Origin of the sequence: Amycolatopsis jejuensis, assembly GCF_000717335.1 — a bacterium.
GTDB lineage: Bacteria > Actinomycetota > Actinomycetes > Mycobacteriales > Pseudonocardiaceae > Amycolatopsis > Amycolatopsis jejuensis.
Window position 1 is genome coordinate 292,890 of record NZ_JNYZ01000027.1, and the last position, 21,600, is coordinate 314,489.

Sequence of the window (21,600 nt, forward strand, 5' to 3'; positions counted from 1 at the left end):
TCAGCTCCCTGCCGTGACTACGTCGCCCCAGATGCGCAGCGCCTCGTCCACCTGGTCTGCGTTGACGATCAGCGGCGGCACCATGCGCACTACGTTCGAGTACGCGCCACAGGTGAGCAGCAGCAGACCACTGCGTGCCGCAGCTTGCTGCACGGCTTGCGCGGTCGCCGTGTCCGGTTCGCCGTCGGCTGTAGTGAATTCCGTACCCACGAGGAGCCCGAGACCGCGTACGTCGCCAATGGCGGGCGTCTTGTCCGCGATGAGCCGTGCGCCCTCCAGGAGCTGACGGCCGCGCTCGGCAGCGTTCTCGACCAAGCCTTCGTCCTGGATCACGTCGAGCGTCGCGATCGCTGCGGCACACGACACCGCGTTGCCGCCGTACGTGCCGCCTTGCGACCCTGGGTACGCCTTCGCCATCAGCTCTTCCGAAGCGGCGATGCCCGACAGCGGGAACCCGCTGGCAAGGCCCTTCGCGATCAGTACGACGTCGGGGTGGACGTCGAAGTGGTCGTGGCCCCAGAACTTGCCGGTGCGGCCGAAGCCGGTCTGCACCTCGTCGAGGACGAGCAGGATGCCGTGCCGGTCGGCGCGCTCGCGCAGCCCGGCCATGAACTCGGTGTTGGCGGGCACGTACCCGCCCTCGCCGAGCACCGGCTCGATGAAGAACGCGGCCGTCTCGCTCGGCGCGGAGACCGTCTGGAAGAGGTAGTCCAGCTCGCGCAGGGCGAATTTCGTGGCCGTTTCCTGGTCCCAGCCGTAGTGATAGGCGTACGGGAACGGCGCGACGTGCACGCCGGACATGAGCGGCGAGATGCCCGCACTGAACCGCGTGCCGGACGTGGTCATCGTCGCCGCGGCGACCGTGCGGCCGTGGAATCCGCCCTGGAAGACGATGACGTTGGGCCGCTTCGTCGCCTGCCGTGCCAGCCGCAGCGCAGCCTCGACGGCCTCGCTGCCGGAGTTCGCGTAGAAGAGCGAGTCGAGCCCGGACGGCAGCACGTCGCCGAGGCGGCGGGTCAGTTCGAGGAGCGGCTTGTGCATGACTGTCGTGTACTGGCCGTGCACGAGCTTGCCGATCTGCTCGCGCGCGGCTTCGACCACCCGGGGATGACAGTGCCCGGTGCTGGTCACGCCGATCCCCGCGGTGAAATCGAGGTGACGTTTCCCGTCCACGTCATGGAGGTAAACCCCTTCACCGTGGTCGACGACGACGGGTGTTGCCTGCTTGAGCAGCGGGGACAGCTGGGCCATGCGGTGCCCTCCCTTGGCCTTCGTTGGTGGTTGTCGATTGTTGACAATATCCATAACATGACTCCGAAGCAATCGGGGCGACCGGAATCAGGAGCAACCTGGATGAGTGAGGAAAGCGTCGTCGGCGCGGTAGGCAAGGAACTCTTCATCGGCGGCAAATGGGTACCCGCACGCAGCGGGAAGACCTTCGACGTGCAGGACCCGTCCACCGGCAAGGTGCTGTGCCAGGTCGCGGACGCCGAGCCGGAAGACGGCCTGGCGGCGCTCGACGCGGCCGTCGCGGCGCAGGCGAGCTGGGCGGCCGTCGCGCCCCGCGAGCGCGGGGAGATCCTGCACCGCGCGTACGAGAAGCTCATCGAGCGCCGCGACGAGCTGGCTCTGCTGATGACGCTCGAGATGGGCAAACCGGTGGCCGAGGCCGCCGGGGAAATCACGTACGCCGGTGAGTTCTTCCGCTGGTTCGCCGAGGAAGCCGTACGCATCGACGGTGGGTACGCGGTCGCGCCGAACGGGGCGGGCCGGTTCCTGATCACGCGCCAGCCGGTGGGTCCGACGCTGCTGATCACGCCGTGGAACTTCCCGATGGCGATGGGTACGCGCAAGATCGGCCCGGCGGTCGCCGCGGGCTGCACGATGGTGATCAAACCGGCCGCGCAGACGCCGTTGTCGATGCTGGCGCTCACCCAGATCCTCGCCGACGCGGGCTTGCCGGACGGCGTGCTGAACGTCGTCACCACCAAGAACGCCGGCGGCGTGATGGAGCCGCTGATCCGCGACGGCCGTGCGCGCAAGCTGTCGTTCACCGGCTCCACTGCGGTCGGGCGCAAACTCCTGGAGCAGTGCGCGGAGAAGGTGCTGCGCACGTCGATGGAACTGGGTGGCAACGCGCCGTTCCTGGTGTTCGACGACGCGGATCTGGACGCTGCGGTCGAGGGCGCGATGCAGGCCAAGATGCGCAACATCGGCGAGGCTTGCACTGCGGCGAACCGGTTTTACGTGCAGCGGGGCGTCGTCGAGGAGTTCTCCCGGCGGCTCACCGAGCGGATGCAGGCGCTGCCGATGGGCCGCGGTACCGAGGACGGTGTGGTGGTCGGCCCGCTGATCGACGAGGCTGCGGTCGAGAAGGTGACCGAGCTGGTCAAGGACGCGGTCGACAAGGGTGCGCGGGTGCTCACCGGCGGGTTGCGGGCGGACGGGCCGGGGCATTTCTACCCGGCGACCGTGCTCACCGACGTGCCTGCCAACGCGCGGCTCGCCGGCGAAGAGATCTTCGGGCCGGTCGCGCCGGTCACCCCGTTCGACACCGAGGACGAGGCGATCGCGAAGGCCAATGACACCGAATTCGGCCTGGTTTCGTACCTCTTCACGAGTGACCTCAAGCGTGCGCTGCGCGTGTCGGAGCGGCTGGAGGCCGGGATGATCGGCCTCAACCAGGGCATCGTGTCCAATCCGGCGGCGCCGTTCGGCGGGGTCAAGCAGTCCGGGCTCGGCCGCGAGGGCGGCACCGTCGGCATCGACGAGTTCCTGGAGACCAAGTACATCGCGGTGAGCCTGTGACACACCGGATCGCGAGCATCCCGGGCGACGGGATCGGCGTCGACGTCACGATCTCCGCCCGCACCGTGCTCGACACGGCCGCCGAGAAGTACGGATTCTCTCTTGCGTGGACCGAATTCGACTGGAGCTGTGAAAGGTACACGAAGACCGGTGCGATGATGCCGGACGACGGAGTCGCGCAGCTGTCGGGCTTCGACGGTATCCTGCTCGGCGCGGTCGGCTTTCCCGGCGTGGCGGACCACATTTCGTTGTGGGGACTGCTGATTCCGCTGCGCCGGGCGTTCCGGCAGTACGTCAACCTGCGTCCGGTGCGGCTGCTGCCCGGCACTTCGTCGGTGCTGGCCGGGCGGAAGGCGGACGAGCTGGAGATGGTGATCGTCCGCGAGAACTCCGAGGGCGAGTACTCGGCGATCGGCGGACGGCACAACACCGGGCAGCCCGACGAATTCGTGGTGCAGGAGGCCGTTTTCACGCGCGTGGGCGTGGAGCGGATCATCCGGTACGCCTTCGAGCTCGCCCGCACGCGGGAGCGGCACGTGACGTCGGCGACGAAGTCGAACGGGCTGATCCACTCGATGCCTTACTGGGACGAGATATTCGCCGAGGTCGCGGCGCAGTATCCGGACGTGCGGGCCGAACAGTGCCATGTGGACGCTCTCGCCGCGCGGATGGTGCAGGCGCCGGACCGGATCGATGTCGTCGTGGCGTCGAACCTTTTCGGCGACATCCTGAGCGACCTCGCCGCCGCGATCACCGGCGGGCTGGGCATGGCACCATCGGGAAACATCAACCCATCGGGTGAGTTTCCGTCGATGTTCGAGGCGGTCCACGGGAGTGCCCCGGACATCGCCGGACAGGGCATCGCGAACCCGGTCGCGCAGATCCTCGCCGGCGCGATGCTGCTCGACCACCTCGGGGAAACCGTTGCGGCACAAGCGATCCGAGCCTCGGTCGACGAGGTGCTGACCACCGGTGCAACGCTCACCCCCGACCTCGGCGGGACCGCTACCACAACCGCGCTCGCCGCGGCGGTGGCCGCTTCGCTCCGCTGATTTTCTGTCGGTGCCGCGCGCTTCACTCTTCCCGACCCGCCAAGGGGTCCCGAGGGGAGGAGGGCACCGATGTGCCGGATGTGTGAGGGGCCGGGAAGATTCACCGGCCCGCGCGTGAACGAGGTGCTGGAACGGATCGAGGAATACGGCTGGTGCGTCCAGGGGGTGCTGGGAACGGATTTCCGGCCGCCCTGGGCGTACACCGTGGGGCTGACGGCCGAGGGGCTGCCCGAACTGGTGATCACCGGGCTGCCGCCGCATCTTGCGGCGGGCGCGCTGAACGCCGCGGCCGCCGAGGCGCTGTGCACCGGTCCGCCGGTGCCGGGGGAACCGTGGTGGCTGCCGCGGTCACCACGCCTGGAAATCGTGCAGCTCAGTGCCCCGGCAGCGCACCTGTCCGTCGCAGTTTCCTGCTACGGAACGGAAATCGAGGCCCGGCAGCTGGTGTACCCGGACGACGCCGGCCGGTTCCCGTGGTCACCGAGGTACAACTCCGGCCTCGGTGGGCAGCCCGTGCTGGGGGTGCGGCATGACTCGTGAGAGCCGGTGCACGCGGATTGCCCGCTGGTCACGGGTGCGCGTTCTTCAGGGTGCGGCCAGGAAGAAGCCTGCCGATCGCGTCCTCCATGTGCGCTTCCAGCAGCTGCAGCGCCGTTTTCTCGTCGCCCGCGCGCAGGGTCTCGATGATCCGCGTGTGCTCCTCCAGGCGGTTTTCCACGCCCTGGTACGTGCTTTGCAGCAACGTCAGGCACATCCGCGTCTCGATCAGCAGCGTGCGGGCCATGCGCACCAGGCGTTTGCTGCCCGAGGCGTTGATCAGGGCCTCGTGGAACCGGAGGTCCGCTTCGGAGAGCGCGGCGGGGTCGTCGGCAGCTGCCGCCATGTCGGCCACGTTCTGCTCCAGCAGATCCGCCACGGCCGCGCGGTCGCCGCGGAACGCGCAGAGCAGCGCGGTTCTTTCCACGGCCGAGCGGGCCAGGTACACGTCGAACACGTCGTCCGGTTCGAGGTCGATCACGAACAGGCCCCGGTGCCGCTCGCTGCGCAGCAGGCCCTCCGACACGAGGTGCTGCATGGCCTCGCGCAGCGGGCCGCGCGACACCTGGAACCGGGCGGCCAGGTCGGTTTCGCCGAGCTGGGTTCCCGGCGGCAGCGCGCCGGTCATGATCGCGTCGCGCAGCTGGCGGGCGATCACGGCGGCGGTCGACTCCCGGCTCACCGGTTCGATGTCAGGCAGTACCACCACGGTTCAGCCCTTCGCCCGGAACAGTGCGCCAAGCGAGCGCACCAGCCGGGTCGTGCCGGTCAGCCGCAGGCCTTCCCACACGGTCACCTGGTTCGCGGTCAGCACCGGCTTGCCGAGCTTCTCCTCGATGGCGGTGATCTCGCCCAGCGTGCGCATGGCGGTGTCGGGCACCAGCACCGCGTCGGCGTCCGGGTGGTCGTGGCTCACGGCGAGGTCCACCACGGCCTCCGGCGCGAGCCGGCCCACCTCGGCCGCGGTGTCGATGTCGGCGCTCGCCATGGTGAGCACCTCCACGCCTCCGGCAGCGAGGAAGTCCACGAACAGGCGGGCCACGTCGTCCGGGTAGCTCGCGGCCACGGCGACCCGCTTCACGCCGAGCGCCTGCGCCGCGTGCACGAAGGCGAACGACGTGCTCGATGCCGGGACCCCGGCGGCCGTGGCCAGCCGGTCGGCCTGGGTACGCGCGCCGTCCCAGCCGTACACGAAGCTGCCGGACGTGCAGGCCCACACCACGGCCTGCGGCTCGTGCCGGGCGAGCAGCCGGGCGCCGTCGGCGAGCCGGGCTTCGCTGCCGAGGTCGAGCAGTTCGGGCACGGCGTGCAGGTCGGTGCCGTAGATGTGGGCCACCGGCAGCCGGATGTCGCCCTCGGCGGCGTCCGGGCCGCCGAGGAGCTGCTCCGCGAGCGGGTAGTCGTCCTCGGCCGCGTGGTCGGGGTAGATGAAGCCGATCGTGGTCACGAAACCTCCGGGATGCGCAAATTGTCGACAATGTTACCGAGCAAGGTCAAGACACCTCCCGCAGCCACTGCCCGGGGCCCACGATGGGCAGCCGCATCCGGCGCAGGCAGGCCCACATGGTCAGCTGGTTCGCGGTCAGCACGGGTTTGCCGAGGGCCTTCTCGAGTGGCTCGATCAGGTCGAACGTGGGGAGGTTGGTGCAGCTGACGAAGATCGCCTCGGCCTCGCTGTGGTCCGCGGCCAGTATCCGCTCGGCGATGGTGCGGTAGCTGACTTTCCAGATGCCGCCGCCGAGGCCGAGGTGGTCACTGGACACCGTGGTCACGCCGAGTTCGGCGAGGAAGTCATGGAGCTTGCCGGTGAGGTCGGCGTCGTAGGGGGTGAGTACCGAGACGCGGTGGAGGTCGAGCTGGTGCAGCACCTCGGCGAGCGCGCCGGAGGTGGTCACGGCGTCGGGCGCGCCTGCGTCGCAGATGGCCTTGGTGAGGGAGCGTTCGTAGTCGACGCCGTTCACGAAGCTGCCGGACGTGCACAGGTACGCCACCACCTCGGGCTCCACGTGCAGCACGTCGCGGGTGGCCGCGGCGAGGTGGCGGCTGTCGCTCACCAGCTGGGCCATCTCCATGCTCACCGGCACCGGTTCGTACGGGGTGCGGGCGAGGTGCAGCGACACCTCCATCGGCACCCAGCGCCACAGTTCGCGCTCGAGCGCGAGGTCGAACGGCGCGATCACGCCGATGCCGCGCTGGGCGAGTGGCCCTTCGAACGCGAGGAAGTCCAGATCCAAGGCTCAGCCTCCGGAATACGCCTGTGCAGATGACACGTCCGGTGCTCCGGGGGTGTTCCTCGGATTGTTGACAATCATACGAGCCACTCTTACCGTGTCAACGTGATCGCGTCGGAAATCCCCGTTCTGGCGGTGCTCTGCGGGGCAGACCCGCCGCCGGATATGGCCGCTATCGAAGAAGCGGCAGTGGTTCGTTACACGGACGCGCGTGGGCTTGCCGGGGCACTGACCGGAGCCGACGCGCTTTTCGTCTACGACTTCCTCTCCACGGCGGTGCCTTCGGCGTGGCATGCGGCGGACCGGCTGCGGTGGCTGCACATCGCGAGCGCGGGGGTCGACCCGGTGCTGTTCCCGGAGCTGCGGGACAGCGACGTGGTGCTCACGAACTCGCGCGGGGTATTCGACGACGCCATCGCGGAGTACGTGCTGGGCGTGGTGCTGGCGTTCGCCAAGGACTTCGCGCGTTCGCTCGACCTGCAGCGGGCCGGTACCTGGCAGCACCGCGAGAGCGAGCGGATCGCCGGGCGCGAGGTGCTCGTCGTGGGTACCGGGCCGATCGGCCGGGCCATCGCGCGGCTGCTGCGGGCCGCCGGGATGCGCGTGTCCGGGGCCGGACGGCGGGCGCGCAGCGGTGACGCCGACTTCGGCGTGGTCCACGACTCCGCCGAGCTGCCGCGGTACCTGCCGGAGTTCGACTACGTCGTCGCGGTCGCCCCGCTCACCGGGCAGACCAAGGGCATGTTCGACGCTGCCGCGTTCGCCGCGATGAAGCCGTCGGCGAGGTTCGTGAACGTGGGCCGTGGGGAGCTGGTGGTCACGTCCGACCTGGTCGCGGCGTTGCGGGCGGGCGAGCTGGCCGGGGCCGCCCTCGACGTGTTCGAGACCGAGCCGCTGCCGCCGGAGAGTCCACTGTGGACGATGCCGGACGTGCTGCTGTCCCCGCACATGTCGGGGGACTTCCGCGGCTGGCGCGCGACCCTGGTAGAGGTGTTCGCGGCGAACTTCCGGCGCTGGCTCGCCGGGGAACCGCTGCACAACGTCGTGGACAAACGGCTCGGGTACGTGCCGTCGCAACTGCAGGGAGCAGCCGGATGAGCGACCGGGAACTGACCGCCAGCGAACTCGTCGCCGCCTACGCCACCGGAGAGCTGTCCCCGGTCGAGGCGACGCAGAACGCCCTGCAGGCGATCGAGGAGCGCGACGGAGAGATCAACGCGTACTGCCTCGTCGACGCCGATCGCGCGCTCGAACAGGCGAAGGCGGCCGAAATCCGGTGGCGCGACGGCAATCCCATCGGCTGGCTCGACGGGGTGCCCGCGTCGATCAAGGACATCTTCCTCACCCAGGGCTGGCCCACCCTGCGCGGTTCCACCAGCATCCCGGCCGACCAGCCGTGGGACGTCGACAGCCCGGTGATGGCCCGGATGCGCGAGGCGGGCCTCGTCGTACTGGGCAAGACCACCACGCCGGAAATCGCGTGGAAGGGCGTCACCGACAGCGCGCTCGCCGGGATCACGCGCAACCCGGTGAACCCGCGGATGACGGCAGGCGGGTCCAGCGGCGGCAGCGCGGCAGCAGTGGCGGCGGGGATGGGGGAGCTGTCCGTCGGCACCGACGGTGGGGGTTCGGTACGGATTCCGGCGTCGTTCTGCGGAATCGTCGGGCTGAAGCCCACGCACGGCCGGATTCCGCTGTTCCCGGCGAGCCCGTTCGGCCCGCTGTCGCACGCCGGGCCGATGGCCCGCAGCGTCGACGACATCGCGCTGCTGCTCGACGTCCTGGCGACGCCCGACCCACGCGATCCGTCCGGCCTCGCGCCGCCGGTGAGCACGTACCGCGAGGCAGTGCGGCGGGACGTCCGCGGGCTGATCGCGGCGTACTCGCCGACGCTCGGTTTCGTCGACGTGGACCCGGAAGTCGCCACGATCGTCGCCGCGGCAGTGCAGTCACTCGCCGACGCCGGGCTGCAGGTCGAGCAGGCGGACCCGGGATTCGCCGACCCGAAGGACGCCTTCGACGTGCTGTGGTCGGCCGGGGCGGCGAAGTCGCTGGACGCCTTCCCACCCGGCAGCGAGACCCGCGTCGACCCGGGCCTGCGCCGGGTCTGGGAAAAGGGCCACACCTACTCGGCAGGCGACTACCTCGACGCCACCGCGGAACGCGCCGCGCTCGGCATCCTGATGGGCGAATTCCACACCCGCTACGACGTGCTGATCACGCCCACCGTGCCCATCCCGCCGTTCGAAGCAGGCCACGACGTGCCACCGGGCAGCGGGATGACCGAATGGCCGGAGTGGACGCCGTTCACGTACCCGTTCAACATGACGCAACAGCCCGCGATCAGCGTCCCGGCCGGCCGCACGGGAGCCGGGCTTCCGGTGGGCCTGCAGATCATCGGCCCGCGGCATTCGGACGATCTCGTGCTGGCGGTCGCAAAGCTGCTGGAAGAAGTCCTGCCGTAACCCGCTGTGGCAGGCTGGCAGGATGACCGAGTTCACGACGCCGATCGACGACCGCTGGTTCGAGGACTACCCGGAAGGAGCGGTGTACGAGTTCGGCGACACAACGGTCACCGAAGAAGAAATCATCGAGTTCGCGACGAAGTACGACCCGCAGAGCTTCCACGTCGACCCCGCCGCAGCGAAGGAAGGCCCGTTCGGCGGCCTGATCGCAAGCGGATGGCACACGACGAGCCTGATGATGCGAATGTTCGCCGACCACTACCTGTCAAAGGTGGCAAGCCTGGGCAGCCCAGGCATCGACGACCTGCGCTGGCCCCGCCCAGTACGCCCAGGCGACCGCCTCCGAATGCGCGCAACGATCACCGAGTCCCGCCGCTCCCAGTCGAAGCCCGACCGAGGCCTGGTCCGCACGCAAATGGAACTGTTCAACGGCGCTGATGAGCTGGTGTTCAGCGCAAGTGCAGTGAACTTCGTCGCGGTACGCCCAGCCTGACCCCGCCCCACACGGCCCGGCTGGGTCTGAGCCGAGCTGCCTCGGTGCGGCCAGCCTGGCTTGCTTGGCCCAGCGAGCCCGGCCCGGCCCGCTCCGTGCAGTGCGCCCCGGCCTGAGCCAATACACCCAGGCGCGACCCCGCCTGGCTTGCTCCGAGCGCTCACGCCCGCCCGATTCGCTAGCGCGGGTACGGCCCCACCCCGGCGCGGGCGGTTTGGCTCGCATCGCGCGGGTGCACCGGGTCTGAGCCATGGCGCCGCGGCGCGGGCCTGGCGGTCTTGCTCTGTCCAGCGCTCGGCCTGACCTGCTTGGTGCACGCGGCCCGAGCCGATGCGCCCCGGCCGCGGCCGCCTGACTTGCTTCGTGTGGTTGCGCCCGCCTGTTTCGCTCGTGCGGGTGCTGCCGGTCCGAGCCGACGCGTCCCTGGCGCGGGCGGTTTGGCTTGTTTCGTGTGGTTGCGCCCGCCTGTTTCGCTCGTGCGGGTGCTGCCGGTCCGAGCCGATGCGCCCCTGGCGCGGCCGGTCTGGCTCACTTCGCGTGGGTGCACCGGGTCTGAGCCATGGCGCTGCGGCGCGGGCCTGCCTGTCCTGCTCTGTCTGGCGGTTGGCCTGACCTGCCTGGTGCACGCGGCCCGAGCCGATGCGCCCCTGGCGCGGCCGGTCCGGCTCGCATCGCGTGGGTGCGCCAGCTCTGAGCCATGGGGCTGCGGCACGGGGCCTGGCTGTCTTGCTCGGTCCGGCGCTCGGCATGACCCGCTTCGTGCAGTGCGCCCGGCCTGAGCCGATCCACCCCGGCCGCGGCCGCCTCACTTGCTTCGTGTGGTTGCGCCCGTCCGATCTGCTCGCGCGGGGTGTGCCCGACCCGAGCCATGCATCCGCCGCCGACCTGACGCACCGACCCCCACCGCAGCTGTTCCGGCCCAATCCACCCCGCCGCGGCCGCCCAACCCACCGAACCAGGCCCTACTTAACCCCAGCCGCCCCTTCCAGCTCCGCCAGCGCCGTGTCCAGATGGGTCAAGATCCGCTGCAGATGCGGGACACTCCGGCGGCAGCCGGTGATGCCGAAGTCGAGGTTGTCGTCGTTGCTGGTCAGGGTGATGTTGAGGGCTTGGCCATCCAGGAGGACCGACGCCGGGTAGATGCCGTCCAGGGCGGCGCCGTTCCAGTACATCTGCTTGCGCGGGCCGGGCACGTTGGAGATCACCAGGTTGAACGGCGGACGCGTGTTGCCCACGAAACCGGGGATCGGCGACGCGCCCAGCTGGGCCACGTTCAGGCCCGACAGCAGGAGCGTCTGCAGCGGCGAGAGCTGCGTGAAGAGCTTCTTCCCGTTGGACATCGACGCCGAGATTGCCGCCAGCCGCTGCGCCGGGTCGGTCTCGTCGGTGGCGAGGTTGCACAGCAGGGCACCGATGTTGTTGCCGGTGGCGTCGCCTGCGTCGCGGCGGCGGAGTGACACCGGGACCATTGCGACCAGCGGCGCGTCCGGCAGGGCGCTCTGTTCGATGAGGTAGTCGCGCAGGGCGCCGGAGCACATGGCGAGTACGACGTCGTTGCGGGAGACCCCCGCGGCAGTCGCCACGGCTCGTACGCGATCCAGCGACCACGACTGCGCGGCGAACCGGCGGGCGCCGCCGATCGGGACGTTCAGCATCGTCTTCGGCGCTTGCATCGGCAGCGTCAGCCGGTGCTCGCGGAAGGCCTCGCGCGCCACCTTCGCCGCGGCCGGCCCGATTCCGGCGACCTGCTCGAGCGTCTTGCCCACCGCACTGAGCGGCGACCGCGATGAGTGGCCGTTGCGGGCCGCGCCGGACTCGCTTCGCGAACCCCACGGCGGTGGGCAGTCGAGGTCGGCCGGGTCTTCCGACAGCGTGCCCTGTAGGTGCCGCAGTGCAGACACGCCGTCCATCAGTGCGTGGTGGATTTTCGAGTACACCGCGAACCGGCCGTCGCGCAGTCCTTCGATCAGGTGCGTTTCCCACAGTGGCCGGTGCCGGTCGAGCAGGGTGCTGTGCCACCGTGACGTGAGTTCGAGCAGTTCCCGGACCCGGCCCGGCTGTGGCAGCGCCGAATGCCGGAAATGGTAGTCGAGCTCGAGGTCTGCGTCGGTGGACCAGCGCAGATGTCCCACGGTGTTGACCGGACGGCTCGGGCGGCGCCGGAACACGCTGCGCATGTTGTCCGATTCCAGCAGCGACTGGCGGAGATCACGCAGGTAGTCCTCGCCTGCGCCGTCGGGTTTGCGGAAGAGCTGGAGCCCGCCGACGTGCATCGGGTGCTCGCGGGTCTCGACCATGAGGAACATCGAGTCGGTCACAGGCATCATCGGCATTCCGGCCACCCCTTCCGCGCCACGGGGGACCTCGTCGTCCCCGGCCTCTCGAAGTCTACGCACGAAAATTCACTGGCTTGCGTGCCTAGGCTGGCGAGTATGACCGAGTACGTCGAGGTGACTTCGGAAGAGCAGCTGCGCGAGCTGCTGCCACCGCCGATCAAGCGGGTGGCCGAGAAGAGCAGGCCCGCGCTGCACCCGCTGGACCGCGACTGGCTGGCCGCGTCGCCGATGTGCCTGATCGCGACGTCGGCGGCGGACGGCACCTGCGATGTGTCCCCGAAAGGCGATCCGCCGGGCTTCACGCACGTGCTCGGCGACCGCCGGATCGCCATCCCGGAGCGGCCCGGAAACCGCCGCGCCGACGGGTTTCACAACATCCTCGCCAATCCGCACGTCGGCCTGATCTACCTGCTGCCCGGCCGCGGTGACACACTGCGGATCAACGGCCGTGCCCGGATCGTCCGGGACGCCCCGTTCTTCGACGAGCTGGTGGTCCGCGGGCACCGGCCGCAGCTCGCGCTCGTCGTGGACATCGACGAGGTGTTCCACCACTGTGCCAAGGCATTCCTGCGCTCGAAGCTGTGGGACAGCAGCACGTGGATTCCCGGCGCGGTTGCGTCGCGGGCGCAGATTGCGAAGGAACTCGAACGGCCGGACGACGAAATCGCCGACCTGGAGCGCTACTACGGTCCGGAATACGCGGAGCACATCTACCGCTGAGCAGGCTGCCGGTCAGGCCGGAGGTCGAGCCGGGCAGCCCCGCGCGACGACCGAACGGGCAGTCCCGGCAACCCGGTTGCAGGCCGGACGTCTCCTTGTGCAGAAAGCAAAACGCTCGTTTTGCCCATCGCAGGGGGTAATTCCGTCATGAACACCGAACTGTCCCGTCGTGCCCGGATGCTGGCCGGGATCGCCATCGCCGCCGCTGTCGGCCTCACCGTGACCGCTTGCGGGTCCTCGCCGATCACCGCGAAGGTCCCGGCGCCGTCGATCCCGGCGAACGCAGCGCAGAGCACCCCGGTCACTTCGAAGCCCGCCGATCCCGGCACGGCACCGGCTCGTTCCGGCAACGGCGGGGCGCAGTCCGTGCCGGTGCTGGGTACCGTGTGGGGTCCGGACCAGGAGGGGTACGGCACCGCCCGGCCGGTCACGATTTTCAACGGCGGCAGCCCAACCGGCCTGGTCAGCCACGTGCAGTGGCAGTCGTGGGGTGGCCAGACCGCCATTGCCTCCGGGACCGCCATCGATGCCGAGGGCACCTCCACGGCCGAGGGCGTCGAACGGCAAGTCACCGTGCAGGCATTCGACCTCGGTGACTGCAAAGGCAAGCTGGCATACCGGGCGCTCGAGTGGTATTTCCCGGGCAAGGGCGAGAAATTCGACCCGCACACCTACCTGAACATCTGCACTGGCGAGAACGTCGGCTGACGCGGATACCCGGGTGTCTGCAGCCGCAGACACGAGACGGATACCATCGCTGGCGTGGCAGGACGGACTGGAGCTCAGCAGCTGGGGGACGCGCTCACGGCTCTCGGGACCGAGGTGGTGTTCGGCCTGCCGGGAGTGCACAACCTGCCGCTGTGGGAGGCGTTGGCGGACACCGGGATTCGCGTGATCGGCGTCCGGCACGAGCAGACCGCGGGGTACGCGGCCGACGGTTATGCCCGCAGGACGGGAAAACTCGGCGTCGCGCTCGTGACCACCGGCCCGGGTGCGGCCAATACCCTCGCCGCGGTGGGCGAGGCGATGGCGTCCGCGGCGCCGGTGCTGGTGATCGCCACCGACATCCCGTCCACGCTTCGGCGGCCGGGCGTGGTACGCGGGGTGCTGCACGAGACGTCCGACCAGCAGGCGATGTTCGCGCCGGTGACCAAAGCCGGGTTCACCGTCCATCGGGCCGACCAGATCGGTACCACCCTGCATCGCGCGGCGCGGCTGGCACTGCAACCGCAAAGCGGTCCGGTGTACCTTGGCATTCCCACCGATTTCCTGCGCGAGACCACGCCGCCGCGCGAACCGCCCGCGCCGCCTGCCGAGCGGGTGCTCGATCTGCCCGAGCTGCCCCGCGCGGCCGCCTTGCTCGCGTCCGCGCGCCGTCCGCTGATCTGGGCGGGCGGCGGCGCGTTACGGGCCGAAGCGGGCGAAGCAATCGGGCATCTTGCGCAGCGGCTGGTCGCGCCGGTGGTCACCACGTTCGGCGCCCGAGGCCTGCTGCCGCCCGAACATCCTTGCCTGGCCCCGAATCCGGTGCACACGCCGGAGGTCGGGCAGCTGTGGGACGAGGCCGACGTGGTGCTCGCGATCGGCACCGACTTCGACGGGCTGATGACCCAGAACTGGCTGATGCCCGCGCCGCCGAAGCTGATCGCGGTGAACGTCGACGCGGGGGACGCGGCGAAGAACTACCGCCCGGACGTCACGCTCGTCGGCGACGCCTGCCGCGTCATCGAATCCCTGCACCTGCAACCGCGGCCCGGCCTTGACGAGCTCACCGCGCGGCTGGCCGGCATCGGCCGCCGGGTACGCAGGCGTATCCGGGACGAGGAACCGCAGGCCGCCGACTTTCTGTCCACTTTGGAGGAAGTGCTGCCCGCCGACGCAACGGTCGTCACGGACATGTGCGTTGCCGGGTACTGGATCGGCGGTTTTCACCGGATCCGGGCACCGCGGCGGCTCGCGTACCCGATGGGCTGGGGTACGCTGGGTTACGGCTTCCCGTCCGCGCTGGGGGCGGGCGCGGCGGCGGAGGCAACCGGCGGCGGCCGCGTCCTGTGCGTGACCGGCGACGGCGGTTTCCTTTACGCCGTAGGAGATCTGGCGACGCTCGCGGAGGAGCAGCTGCCGGTGACGGTCGTGGTGGTGGACGACGGCGGCTACGGCATGCTGCGCTACGACCAGGACCGCGAAGGCCTGCCACACCGCGGGGTCGACTGGGACAGCCCGGATTTCGTCGGCCTGGCGCGGTCGTTCGGCGTGCATGCGGACCGGGTGTCCGGCTTCGGCCGCGCGTTTCGCCGGCTGCTGAGCGAGTTCGTGGAGTCCGACGAGCCGAATGTGCTGGTGGTCCGCGCGAAACTCAAGCCGCCGCTGAACACTTCCCCGCGCTGGTACCGGAAACCGCGCAGCTGAACACCGCCCCAATGTGGCATTGGGTGCATGTGACGCAACCAATGTGGCATTCGGTGCGTGGGATGCACCCAATGTGGCGTTGGGTGCGTGGGATGCAACCAATGTGGCGTTGGGTGCGTGGGATGCAACCAATGCCACATTGGGGTGCTGTCAGGGGTGGTGCGCGTCGGCGTCCCAGGTGAGGAAGGCGTCGAGCGTGGCGGTGCGGTGGGCGCGGGCGCAGTGCTCGATCCATTCGGCACCCGAGCCGGCGCGGATCAGGTCGAGCAGCTGGTCGTGCTCCGCCACCGACGCCTGTGCGCGGGCCGGGACGAACGAGAACGTGGAATCACGGATCGTGGCGAGCTGGGCCCAGCCCTTTTTCACCAGGTCGACGAGGCTCGGGTTGGGGCAGCGGGTGTAGAGCACCTCGTGGAACTCGTGGTTGAGCCGGGTGAAATCGACCGGGTCGAGCGGGTCGAGGTGGGCGCGCATGCGGGCGTTGAGCTCCGCGGCCTCGGCGAGGTCGTCGGCGGTCAGGTGCGGGGCGGCGAGTGCGGTGGCCGCGCTTTCCACGATCGCGAGCATCTGCATCGTGTGCTCGTAGCCGACTGGATCGATGGCCGCGACCGTCGCCCCGACGTTGCGCTCGAAGTGCACCAGCCCCTCGGCCTGCAGCAGCCGCACCGCCTCGCGCACCGGGACCGGGCTCACGTCGAACTCCTTGGCCAGCGAGCCGAGGACCAGCCGGTGCCCCGCCGGGTACGCGCCTGCCGTGATCCGGGTCTTCAGCACCTGGTAGGTGTGCTGCGTCTTGCTGAGCCCGCCTGCCGCGGCCGGTTCGTGCGTCGTGGACATCCCTGGTCGCCTCCTTGCGGGCCCGCCTCGGCGGGTGTCCGGCTCACGGTATCCCGTCCCCCGGTCACCGGGAATCATATACTATCTGACCTGGGTGGACGATGTTCTGTCGACGTTTCCAATGTGGCTAGTTGAGGCATTCTACGTGCTTTTGTCAACAAATGTAGGCTAAAAACCATGGCCAGTTACCTTTTTGAGTCTTGTTCCGGTGCGCGCTGATTATATACGATCTGCGGCCTCGGGATTCTCAGGTCCGTCAGGGATCAGCCGCCAGCAAGGAGCCGCAATGTCGCGATCGACCGGGAGCATGACCAGAGAGCACCGCCGGGTCGTACTGGCGGCGATGGTCGGCACGACCATCGAATGGTTCGACTTCTTCATCTACGCCATCTGTGCCGGCCTCGTCTTCGCCACCCAGTACTTCGCGGTGCTGGGCAAGGACGCGCTGATCCTGTCGTTCGCGACGGTCGGCATCAGCTTCTTCTTCCGCCCGATCGGCGCGATCATCGCCGGGCATCTCGGCGACCGGCTCGGCAGGCGCTCGATGCTGATCCTGACGTTGCTGCTGATGGGGATCTCGACGGTGCTGATCGGCGTGGTGCCGAATACCGCGTCGATCGGCGTGTGGGCCCCGATTCTGCTGGTGCTGCTGCGCATTCTGCAGGGGTTGTCGGCCGGTGGCGAATGGGGCGGCGCGGCGCTGCTCGCGGTCGAGCACGCCCCCGCCGAGCGGCGCGGCCTGTACGGCGCGTTCCCGCAGATCGGGGTGCCGATCGGGTTGCTGCTGGCCAACGGCGTTCTCGCGCTCGTCACGGCGCTCACCACGCAGGCGCAGTTCCTGGCGTGGGGCTGGCGGATTCCGTTCCTGCTGAGCGTGGTGCTGATCGTCGTCGGGCTGATGATCCGCACGCGGGTCGCGGAAAGCCCGGTGTTCGAGGAGGTCCGCGAGAACAAGGTGCGCTCGAGCATGCCGCTGGTGCAGTTGTTCCGGCACCACTGGAAGCTGGTGCTCGCGGGCGCGCTGGTGTTCGCGGCCAACAACGCCGTCGGGTACATGACGACCGGCGGGTACGTGCAGTCGTACGCGACGAAGACGTTGCACCTCAGTCGTTCGACGGTGCTGATCGCGGTCATGCTGTCCGCGGTCGCGTGGCTGGTGAGCACGTTGCTCGGCGGCTGGCTCGCGGACCGGATCGGCCGCATCCGCACCTACCAGATCGGTTTCGCGATCCAGCTGGTGTGGATGTTCCCGTTCTTCGCGCTGGTCAACACGGCGAACGTCGGACTGCTTCTGGTGGCGCTGTTCCTGTTCTCGATCGGGCTCGGGTTCACTTATGGCCCACAGGCGGCGCTGTACGCGGAGATGTACCCGACGACGGTCCGCTACAGCGGCGCGGCGATCTCGTACGCGATCGGTGCCGTACTCGGCGGGGCCTTCGCGCCGACGATCGCCGAAGCACTGCAGACCAGCACCGGAACCGTGTACGCGGTGGGCGGCTACCTCGCGGTGATGACGCTGATCGGGCTGGTCACGAGTTTCTTCATCAAGGACCGCCCGGGCCGGTCGCTCAGTTCGGCGACCGCTGCCGGTGCACAGACTGTCGAGAACGTGTGACCTCGGCATGCGGACGTCCGAGTACTGCCTCTGGCTGGACGCTCTCGCCCGTGACGCGCACGACGCGATCAATCGCATCCACGTCGAGGCGTACGCCGATCTGGTCCGCACCGCCGAGCTCTACGCGGGTGAGCTGGCGTGCCGCCGTCCGTTGCGGCGGTCCGCCCCCGGTCTGCCCGGCCGGGGACACCGCCATCGGGATCCCGGGCTGCGGGCCTCCGGCATGGCGGGCGTCGAGGGGTCGCGGTTAGCAGATCCCCGGCCGGGCGGGTAGAAAGGGGCGGCGGACGGCGCTGTTCCCGCGGTGCCGGCCGGAGCAGCCGACCCCGAGGAGGAACACATGCCGGACCAGCAGCCGAACCCGCTGTGGCACCCGTTCGCGGACATGGGTGCCGTCGACGGCAACCGGTTCGTGGTGACCCGTGGCGAGGGTTCGTACGTCTGGGACGACACCGGGCGCCGGTACTTCGACGCGTCGGCCTCGCTCTGGTACGCGAACCTCGGCCACGGCCGCCCCGAGATCACCCGAGCGGTCACCGAGCAGATGGAGAAGCTCGACGCGTACAACCTCTTCGGCAGCACGGCGAACGAACCGGCGCTGAAGCTCGCGTCGCGGCTGTCGGAGCTGGCGCCGGTGCCGGGGTCGAAGGTGTTTCTCGGCTCGGGTGGCGGTGACGTGGTGGACACCGCGGTGAAGATCGCGCGGGCGTACTTCGTGCACACGGGACGTCCGGAGAAGACGCACGTGATCGGCCGGACCCAGGGCTACCACGGCACGCACGGTTTCGGTACGGCCGCCGGTGGGATCGCCGTGAACTCGGAAGGCTTCGGCCCGCTGGCCGGCGGGTTTTCCCATGTGGCGTACGACAGTGCGACCGCGCTGGAGGAGGAAATTCGCCGCGTCGGACCCGAACGGGTGGCCGCGTTCTTCTGCGAACCGGTCATCGGCGCAGGCGGTGTGCTGCTGCCGCCGGACGGGTACCTGGAGGAGGTCGCGGAAATCTGCCGCCGGCACGAGGTCCTGTTCGTGGCGGACTGCGTGATCTGCGCGTGGGGGCGGCTCGGCACGTGGTACGGCATCGACCGGTGGCCGGTGCAGCCGGACCTGGTGACGACCGCGAAGGGCGTCACGAGCGGGACCATCCCGCTGGGGGTGCTGCTGGTAGCGCCCCACGTGGCGGAACCGTTCTTCACCGGCCGCCCGGGCGCGCCGATCCTCCGCCACGGCGCAACGTACGCGGGTCACCCGGTCGCCTGCGCCGCCGCGAACGCGACCCTGGACATCTACGAGCGCGATGATCTGATCCCGCGGGGGAAGGCCATGGAAAAGCCCCTTGCTGACGCGCTTTCTGCGGCCGTTGGGCATCCGCTGGTCGGGGAGGTCCGCGCGGGGCTCGGGTTCCTGGCCGCGGTGGAACTGGCGCCGGACGTGCTGGCCGCAGACCCAGCTGCGCCGGGCCGGCTGCACCGGCTGCTGCTGGAGGAAGGGGTGATCGTGCGCGCGCTGGGGAAGGGGATCGCGGTTTCGCCACCGTTGGTCGCAGAGGAGGCGGAGCTGGACTTGCTGGCGGAGGCGGTACCGCGGGCTTTGGGCCGGTTGATGGCTGGGTGATTTCCGGCTGGTGCCTGGGGTTGGTGCCGCCGGGTGCCGGGTGGGTGCCTGGGGTTGGTGCCGGGTGGGCGCCTGAGGCTGGTGCCGAGGGCAGGTGCCGGGTGAGTGCCGACGATTTGGCTGATCGCGGGTGGCACAGTGGCGCCCGGACCTGGTTGAACTTTGCGCGGCGAACTGCGCGCGGATTGGCGCGCGTTGCGGGCGGGTCCCGGTTGTTTCGGTGGTAGTGGATCGGTCGGCGAAATCGTGTGCTCGGGCGTGGTCTGCGTTGCGGGTGAATCCGCGGTGCCGGACGACGGTGCCTGCTTCCCATGCGAACCGTTCGCGGACCCAGTCTCGCTCGGGTTCGGGAGCGGTCGGGCGTGGGCTGGGGCCGCACTGCCGAGGCCGGTCGAGACTGGCCCGGCGTGCATGGATCGGCATACTGGTCGAGCGTGGTTGGGAGCCGTTGGCGTGGGCTGGGTCGGCCGTGCCCATGTTGGTTGCGCGTGGGCCAGTCTGGCGAGCGTGGATCGGCATGCCGGTCGAGCGTGGTTGGGGGCAGCTGGGCGTGGGCTGCGTCAGCGGCGCGGAGGTGGGTTGACAGCGGACTGGCCCGGCGTGAGTGGATCGGCATACTGGTCGAGCGTGGTTGGGGGCGGTTGGACGTGGGCTGGGTCGGCAGTGTCCATGTTGGTTGACCGTGGGCCAGCCTGGCGTGCGTGGATCGGCATGCCGGTCGAGCCCCGGGCGGGAGCGGTCGGCCATGGGCTTGATTCCTTCAAGCCCGGAACGATCCGGCGCGTGCGGGCCGGGCAGCGGCTGGCGGTTCGGGTTGGGTCCACAGTGGACTGGGGCGGAGCCGGGACAGCTCCGCCCTGGTGGGTCACTGTGTGGTGCAGTTCAGGGTGCCGCTGCGGAGGGCGTGGTTGCCGTCGTTGTCGTCGTCGGACCAGGTGACTTGTTTGGTTCCGTTGGTGCACGTGGATTGTGGGGCGATGGCGAAGCCTTCGTTGTTGTAGTCCGGCATGCCGGACGGGCGCTGGTACTGCGCGCTGACCGTGAAGGTGCCCTCCGAGCCGACCGCCAGCGTGGTGGTGCGGCCTTGGCAGGTGTTGTCGCAGGCGGCCCACAGGCGGTTCGTCGCCGGTTCGTATTCCAGGTCCATTATCGCCGGGAATCTGCTTGCGAAGGTGGCTACCCGGGTGTACTTGCCGCCGGACTGGTCCAGCGCGTACGCGTAGATCATGCCGTTGTCTTCCAGCCCGACGAAGTACAGACCGCCGCCGTGGTTCGGGTAGTTCGACGGGGCATATGCGGTTTTCGTGTGCTCGTCGCGGAATCCGCGCGCGGTGAGGGCGCCGTCGGGGATCCAGGAAATCGCTTCGAGTCCCTTGTTGGGCTCGACCTTCGGCAGGTCCGCGGTGAGGTCCCATTCCGCGGTGGCGTCGAGGGTGTCTCGGGAGACGTCGTAACGTAGGATGGCGGGTTTACTGGTGTCGCCGTTGTCGTTGTCGCGCTCCGTGGCGGTGACGATGCCGTCGGGAGTGCGGACGACGGCTTCGGCGTCCGGGTCTCCACTGCCGTCCGCGTAGTGCATTGCCTTGCCTTGTTCCCACCCGTTGTCGGGACGCCATTTCGCCCCGTCGGGCACGAGCCGGTACAGGGTGCTCGGCCCGTTCTTCACAGCCCACAACACAGTGGGCGATTCGTACGACAGCCCGCTGAGGTTCTTGCCGAACACGCCGGACCCGTCCGCGGTGGTCACCGTCGACCCGCCAGGCCACGCGCTGGCCTTGAGCGTCGCGTCCGCCGCGCCGCATGCACTCGCCAGAGCGATGACGGACAACGCGACCGTAACCCGAACCCTTCCACGCCGATGCGCAAACAAGACGCCGCTCCTTCTCCACGAGGCACACAGCCCGTCGATCTCTGCTGACAAGCGGCGGTCCCGCGCCCGATCGCGGAACTTTCAGCAGTGGGTGATCAACAGTGGAGCACACCGGTGCGGCCACCGGCAACCAACGGAAAGCGACACTGTCCCGATGATCGGCAAGTGACCTGACGACCGGAGGTGACGTCGTCCCCATGAATGGCAAGCGACTCATTGATCGGAGGTGACGATGTCCCCGTGGTCGGAGAGGGGACTTGGCGATCGGAAATGACGCTGACCCCACGGTCGGTCGCGACGCCGACCTCACGAATGGCAGGCCACCAACGGTCGGTGCCGCCTCCACGAACGGCAAGTCACCCGACGGTCGGTCGCGACGCTGTCCCCACGGACGGTAAGCATTCGAGCGGTCGGAGGCGACGCTGTCCCCACGGACGGCAAGCATTCGAGCGATCGGGGGGCGACGCTGTCCCCACGATCGAATGCGTCCCGACGGTCGGGCGCGACGTCGTCCCCAACGGTCGGCACGCGTTCGCTACGGGCCGTTCGCGCTGCGTTCGGTTCGGGCGGTCCGGCAGCCTTCCCCGCCCCGCCCCGCCCCGCCCCGCCCCGCCC

At 69.5% G+C, this 21,600-nt stretch carries 19 protein-coding genes; 12 read left to right on the plus strand and 7 right to left on the minus strand.

Annotated elements, in window-relative coordinates:
- A complete protein-coding gene (locus OO71_RS33190; RefSeq protein WP_033293888.1) occupies positions 1-1,251 on the minus strand; it encodes an aspartate aminotransferase family protein in 1,251 nt (416 codons plus the stop codon).
- 102 nt (positions 1,252-1,353) lie between these two features.
- Here OO71_RS33190 and OO71_RS33195 point away from each other — a divergent pair, with 102 nt between their 5' ends.
- The 3 genes from OO71_RS33195 (at position 1,354) to OO71_RS33205 (ending at position 4,400) form a co-directional block, all read left to right on the plus strand.
- Entirely contained in the window at positions 1,354-2,808 is a 1,455-nt protein-coding gene (locus OO71_RS33195; protein ID WP_033293889.1) for an NAD-dependent succinate-semialdehyde dehydrogenase, read from the plus strand.
- Positions 2,805-3,860 (plus strand): tartrate dehydrogenase, encoded by a 1,056-nt coding sequence (locus tag OO71_RS33200; RefSeq protein ID WP_033293890.1) that lies wholly within the window; start codon positions 2,805-2,807, stop codon positions 3,858-3,860. Before OO71_RS33195 ends, OO71_RS33200 begins: the two co-directional genes overlap by 4 nt.
- Before the next feature lie 69 nt (positions 3,861-3,929).
- On the plus strand, positions 3,930-4,400 hold the full coding sequence (locus OO71_RS33205; protein ID WP_033293891.1) for a DUF4262 domain-containing protein: 471 nt from the start codon (positions 3,930-3,932) through the stop codon (positions 4,398-4,400).
- 28 nt (positions 4,401-4,428) lie between these two features.
- Here the strand turns inward: OO71_RS33205 and OO71_RS33210 are convergent, their stop codons facing one another.
- From OO71_RS33210 to OO71_RS33220, 3 genes are read right to left on the minus strand one after another with little or no spacing between them, the layout of a single operon-like run.
- Positions 4,429-5,103 carry a GntR family transcriptional regulator gene (locus OO71_RS33210; RefSeq protein ID WP_033293892.1) on the minus strand — a complete coding sequence of 225 codons (675 nt, stop codon included), beginning with the start codon at positions 5,101-5,103 and terminating at the stop codon, positions 4,429-4,431.
- 6 nt (positions 5,104-5,109) lie between these two features.
- Entirely contained in the window at positions 5,110-5,844 is a 735-nt protein-coding gene (locus OO71_RS33215) for a maleate cis-trans isomerase family protein (protein WP_033293893.1), read from the minus strand.
- A gap of 46 nt (positions 5,845-5,890) precedes the next feature.
- Entirely contained in the window at positions 5,891-6,631 is a 741-nt protein-coding gene (locus OO71_RS33220; RefSeq protein WP_033293894.1) for a maleate cis-trans isomerase family protein, read from the minus strand.
- Between the two features lie 162 nt (positions 6,632-6,793).
- Between OO71_RS33220 and OO71_RS33225 the strand changes: the two genes are divergently transcribed.
- Genes OO71_RS33225 through OO71_RS33235 form a run of 3 tightly spaced genes read left to right on the plus strand, consistent with a single transcriptional unit; the run spans position 6,794 to position 9,586 of the window.
- Positions 6,794-7,726 (plus strand): D-2-hydroxyacid dehydrogenase, encoded by a 933-nt coding sequence (locus OO71_RS33225; RefSeq protein WP_051792530.1) that lies wholly within the window; start codon positions 6,794-6,796, stop codon positions 7,724-7,726.
- Positions 7,723-9,093 (plus strand): amidase, encoded by a 1,371-nt coding sequence (locus tag OO71_RS33230; RefSeq protein ID WP_033293896.1) that lies wholly within the window; start codon positions 7,723-7,725, stop codon positions 9,091-9,093. The genes OO71_RS33225 and OO71_RS33230 overlap by 4 nt, the downstream gene beginning before the upstream one ends.
- 22 nt (positions 9,094-9,115) lie before the next feature.
- Positions 9,116-9,586 (plus strand): MaoC family dehydratase, encoded by a 471-nt coding sequence (locus tag OO71_RS33235; protein WP_033293897.1) that lies wholly within the window; start codon positions 9,116-9,118, stop codon positions 9,584-9,586.
- A gap of 962 nt (positions 9,587-10,548) precedes the next feature.
- Here the strand turns inward: OO71_RS33235 and OO71_RS33240 are convergent.
- Entirely contained in the window at positions 10,549-11,919 is a 1,371-nt protein-coding gene (locus tag OO71_RS33240; RefSeq protein ID WP_033293898.1) for a WS/DGAT/MGAT family O-acyltransferase, read from the minus strand.
- 99 nt (positions 11,920-12,018) lie between these two features.
- Here OO71_RS33240 and OO71_RS33245 point away from each other — a divergent pair, with 99 nt between their 5' ends.
- From OO71_RS33245 to OO71_RS33255, 3 genes are all read left to right on the plus strand, one after another.
- Positions 12,019-12,642, plus strand: a complete 624-nt coding sequence (locus OO71_RS33245) for a pyridoxamine 5'-phosphate oxidase family protein (protein WP_033293899.1) — start codon at positions 12,019-12,021, stop codon at positions 12,640-12,642.
- Between the two features lie 147 nt (positions 12,643-12,789).
- Entirely contained in the window at positions 12,790-13,350 is a 561-nt protein-coding gene (locus OO71_RS33250; protein ID WP_051792531.1) for a hypothetical protein, read from the plus strand.
- Between the two features lie 54 nt (positions 13,351-13,404).
- Entirely contained in the window at positions 13,405-15,051 is a 1,647-nt protein-coding gene (locus OO71_RS33255) for a thiamine pyrophosphate-binding protein (RefSeq protein WP_051792532.1), read from the plus strand.
- A gap of 150 nt (positions 15,052-15,201) precedes the next feature.
- Here the strand turns inward: OO71_RS33255 and OO71_RS33260 are convergent, their stop codons facing one another.
- The gene (locus tag OO71_RS33260) at positions 15,202-15,888 is read right to left on the minus strand and encodes a GntR family transcriptional regulator (protein ID WP_033293900.1); all 687 of its coding nucleotides are present in this window, start codon (positions 15,886-15,888) and stop codon (positions 15,202-15,204) included.
- A 286-nt stretch (positions 15,889-16,174) separates the two neighbouring features.
- On the opposite strand from OO71_RS33260, the gene OO71_RS33265 reads away from it, so the two are divergent.
- The 3 genes from OO71_RS33265 (at position 16,175) to OO71_RS33275 (ending at position 19,115) form a co-directional block, all read left to right on the plus strand.
- Positions 16,175-17,503, plus strand: coding sequence for an MFS transporter (locus tag OO71_RS33265; RefSeq protein ID WP_156096671.1), 1,329 nt, complete (start codon positions 16,175-16,177; stop codon positions 17,501-17,503).
- A 7-nt stretch (positions 17,504-17,510) separates the two neighbouring features.
- Positions 17,511-17,777 (plus strand): hypothetical protein, encoded by a 267-nt coding sequence (locus tag OO71_RS33270; RefSeq protein ID WP_033293901.1) that lies wholly within the window; start codon positions 17,511-17,513, stop codon positions 17,775-17,777.
- Between the two features lie 66 nt (positions 17,778-17,843).
- Positions 17,844-19,115, plus strand: a complete 1,272-nt coding sequence (locus OO71_RS33275) for an aminotransferase family protein (protein ID WP_033293902.1) — start codon at positions 17,844-17,846, stop codon at positions 19,113-19,115.
- 865 nt (positions 19,116-19,980) lie between these two features.
- Here the strand turns inward: OO71_RS33275 and OO71_RS33280 are convergent.
- On the minus strand, positions 19,981-20,943 hold the full coding sequence (locus tag OO71_RS33280; RefSeq protein WP_245633864.1) for an SdiA-regulated/phytase-like domain-containing protein: 963 nt from the start codon (positions 20,941-20,943) through the stop codon (positions 19,981-19,983).
- Positions 20,944-21,600: the final 657 nt, after the last annotated feature.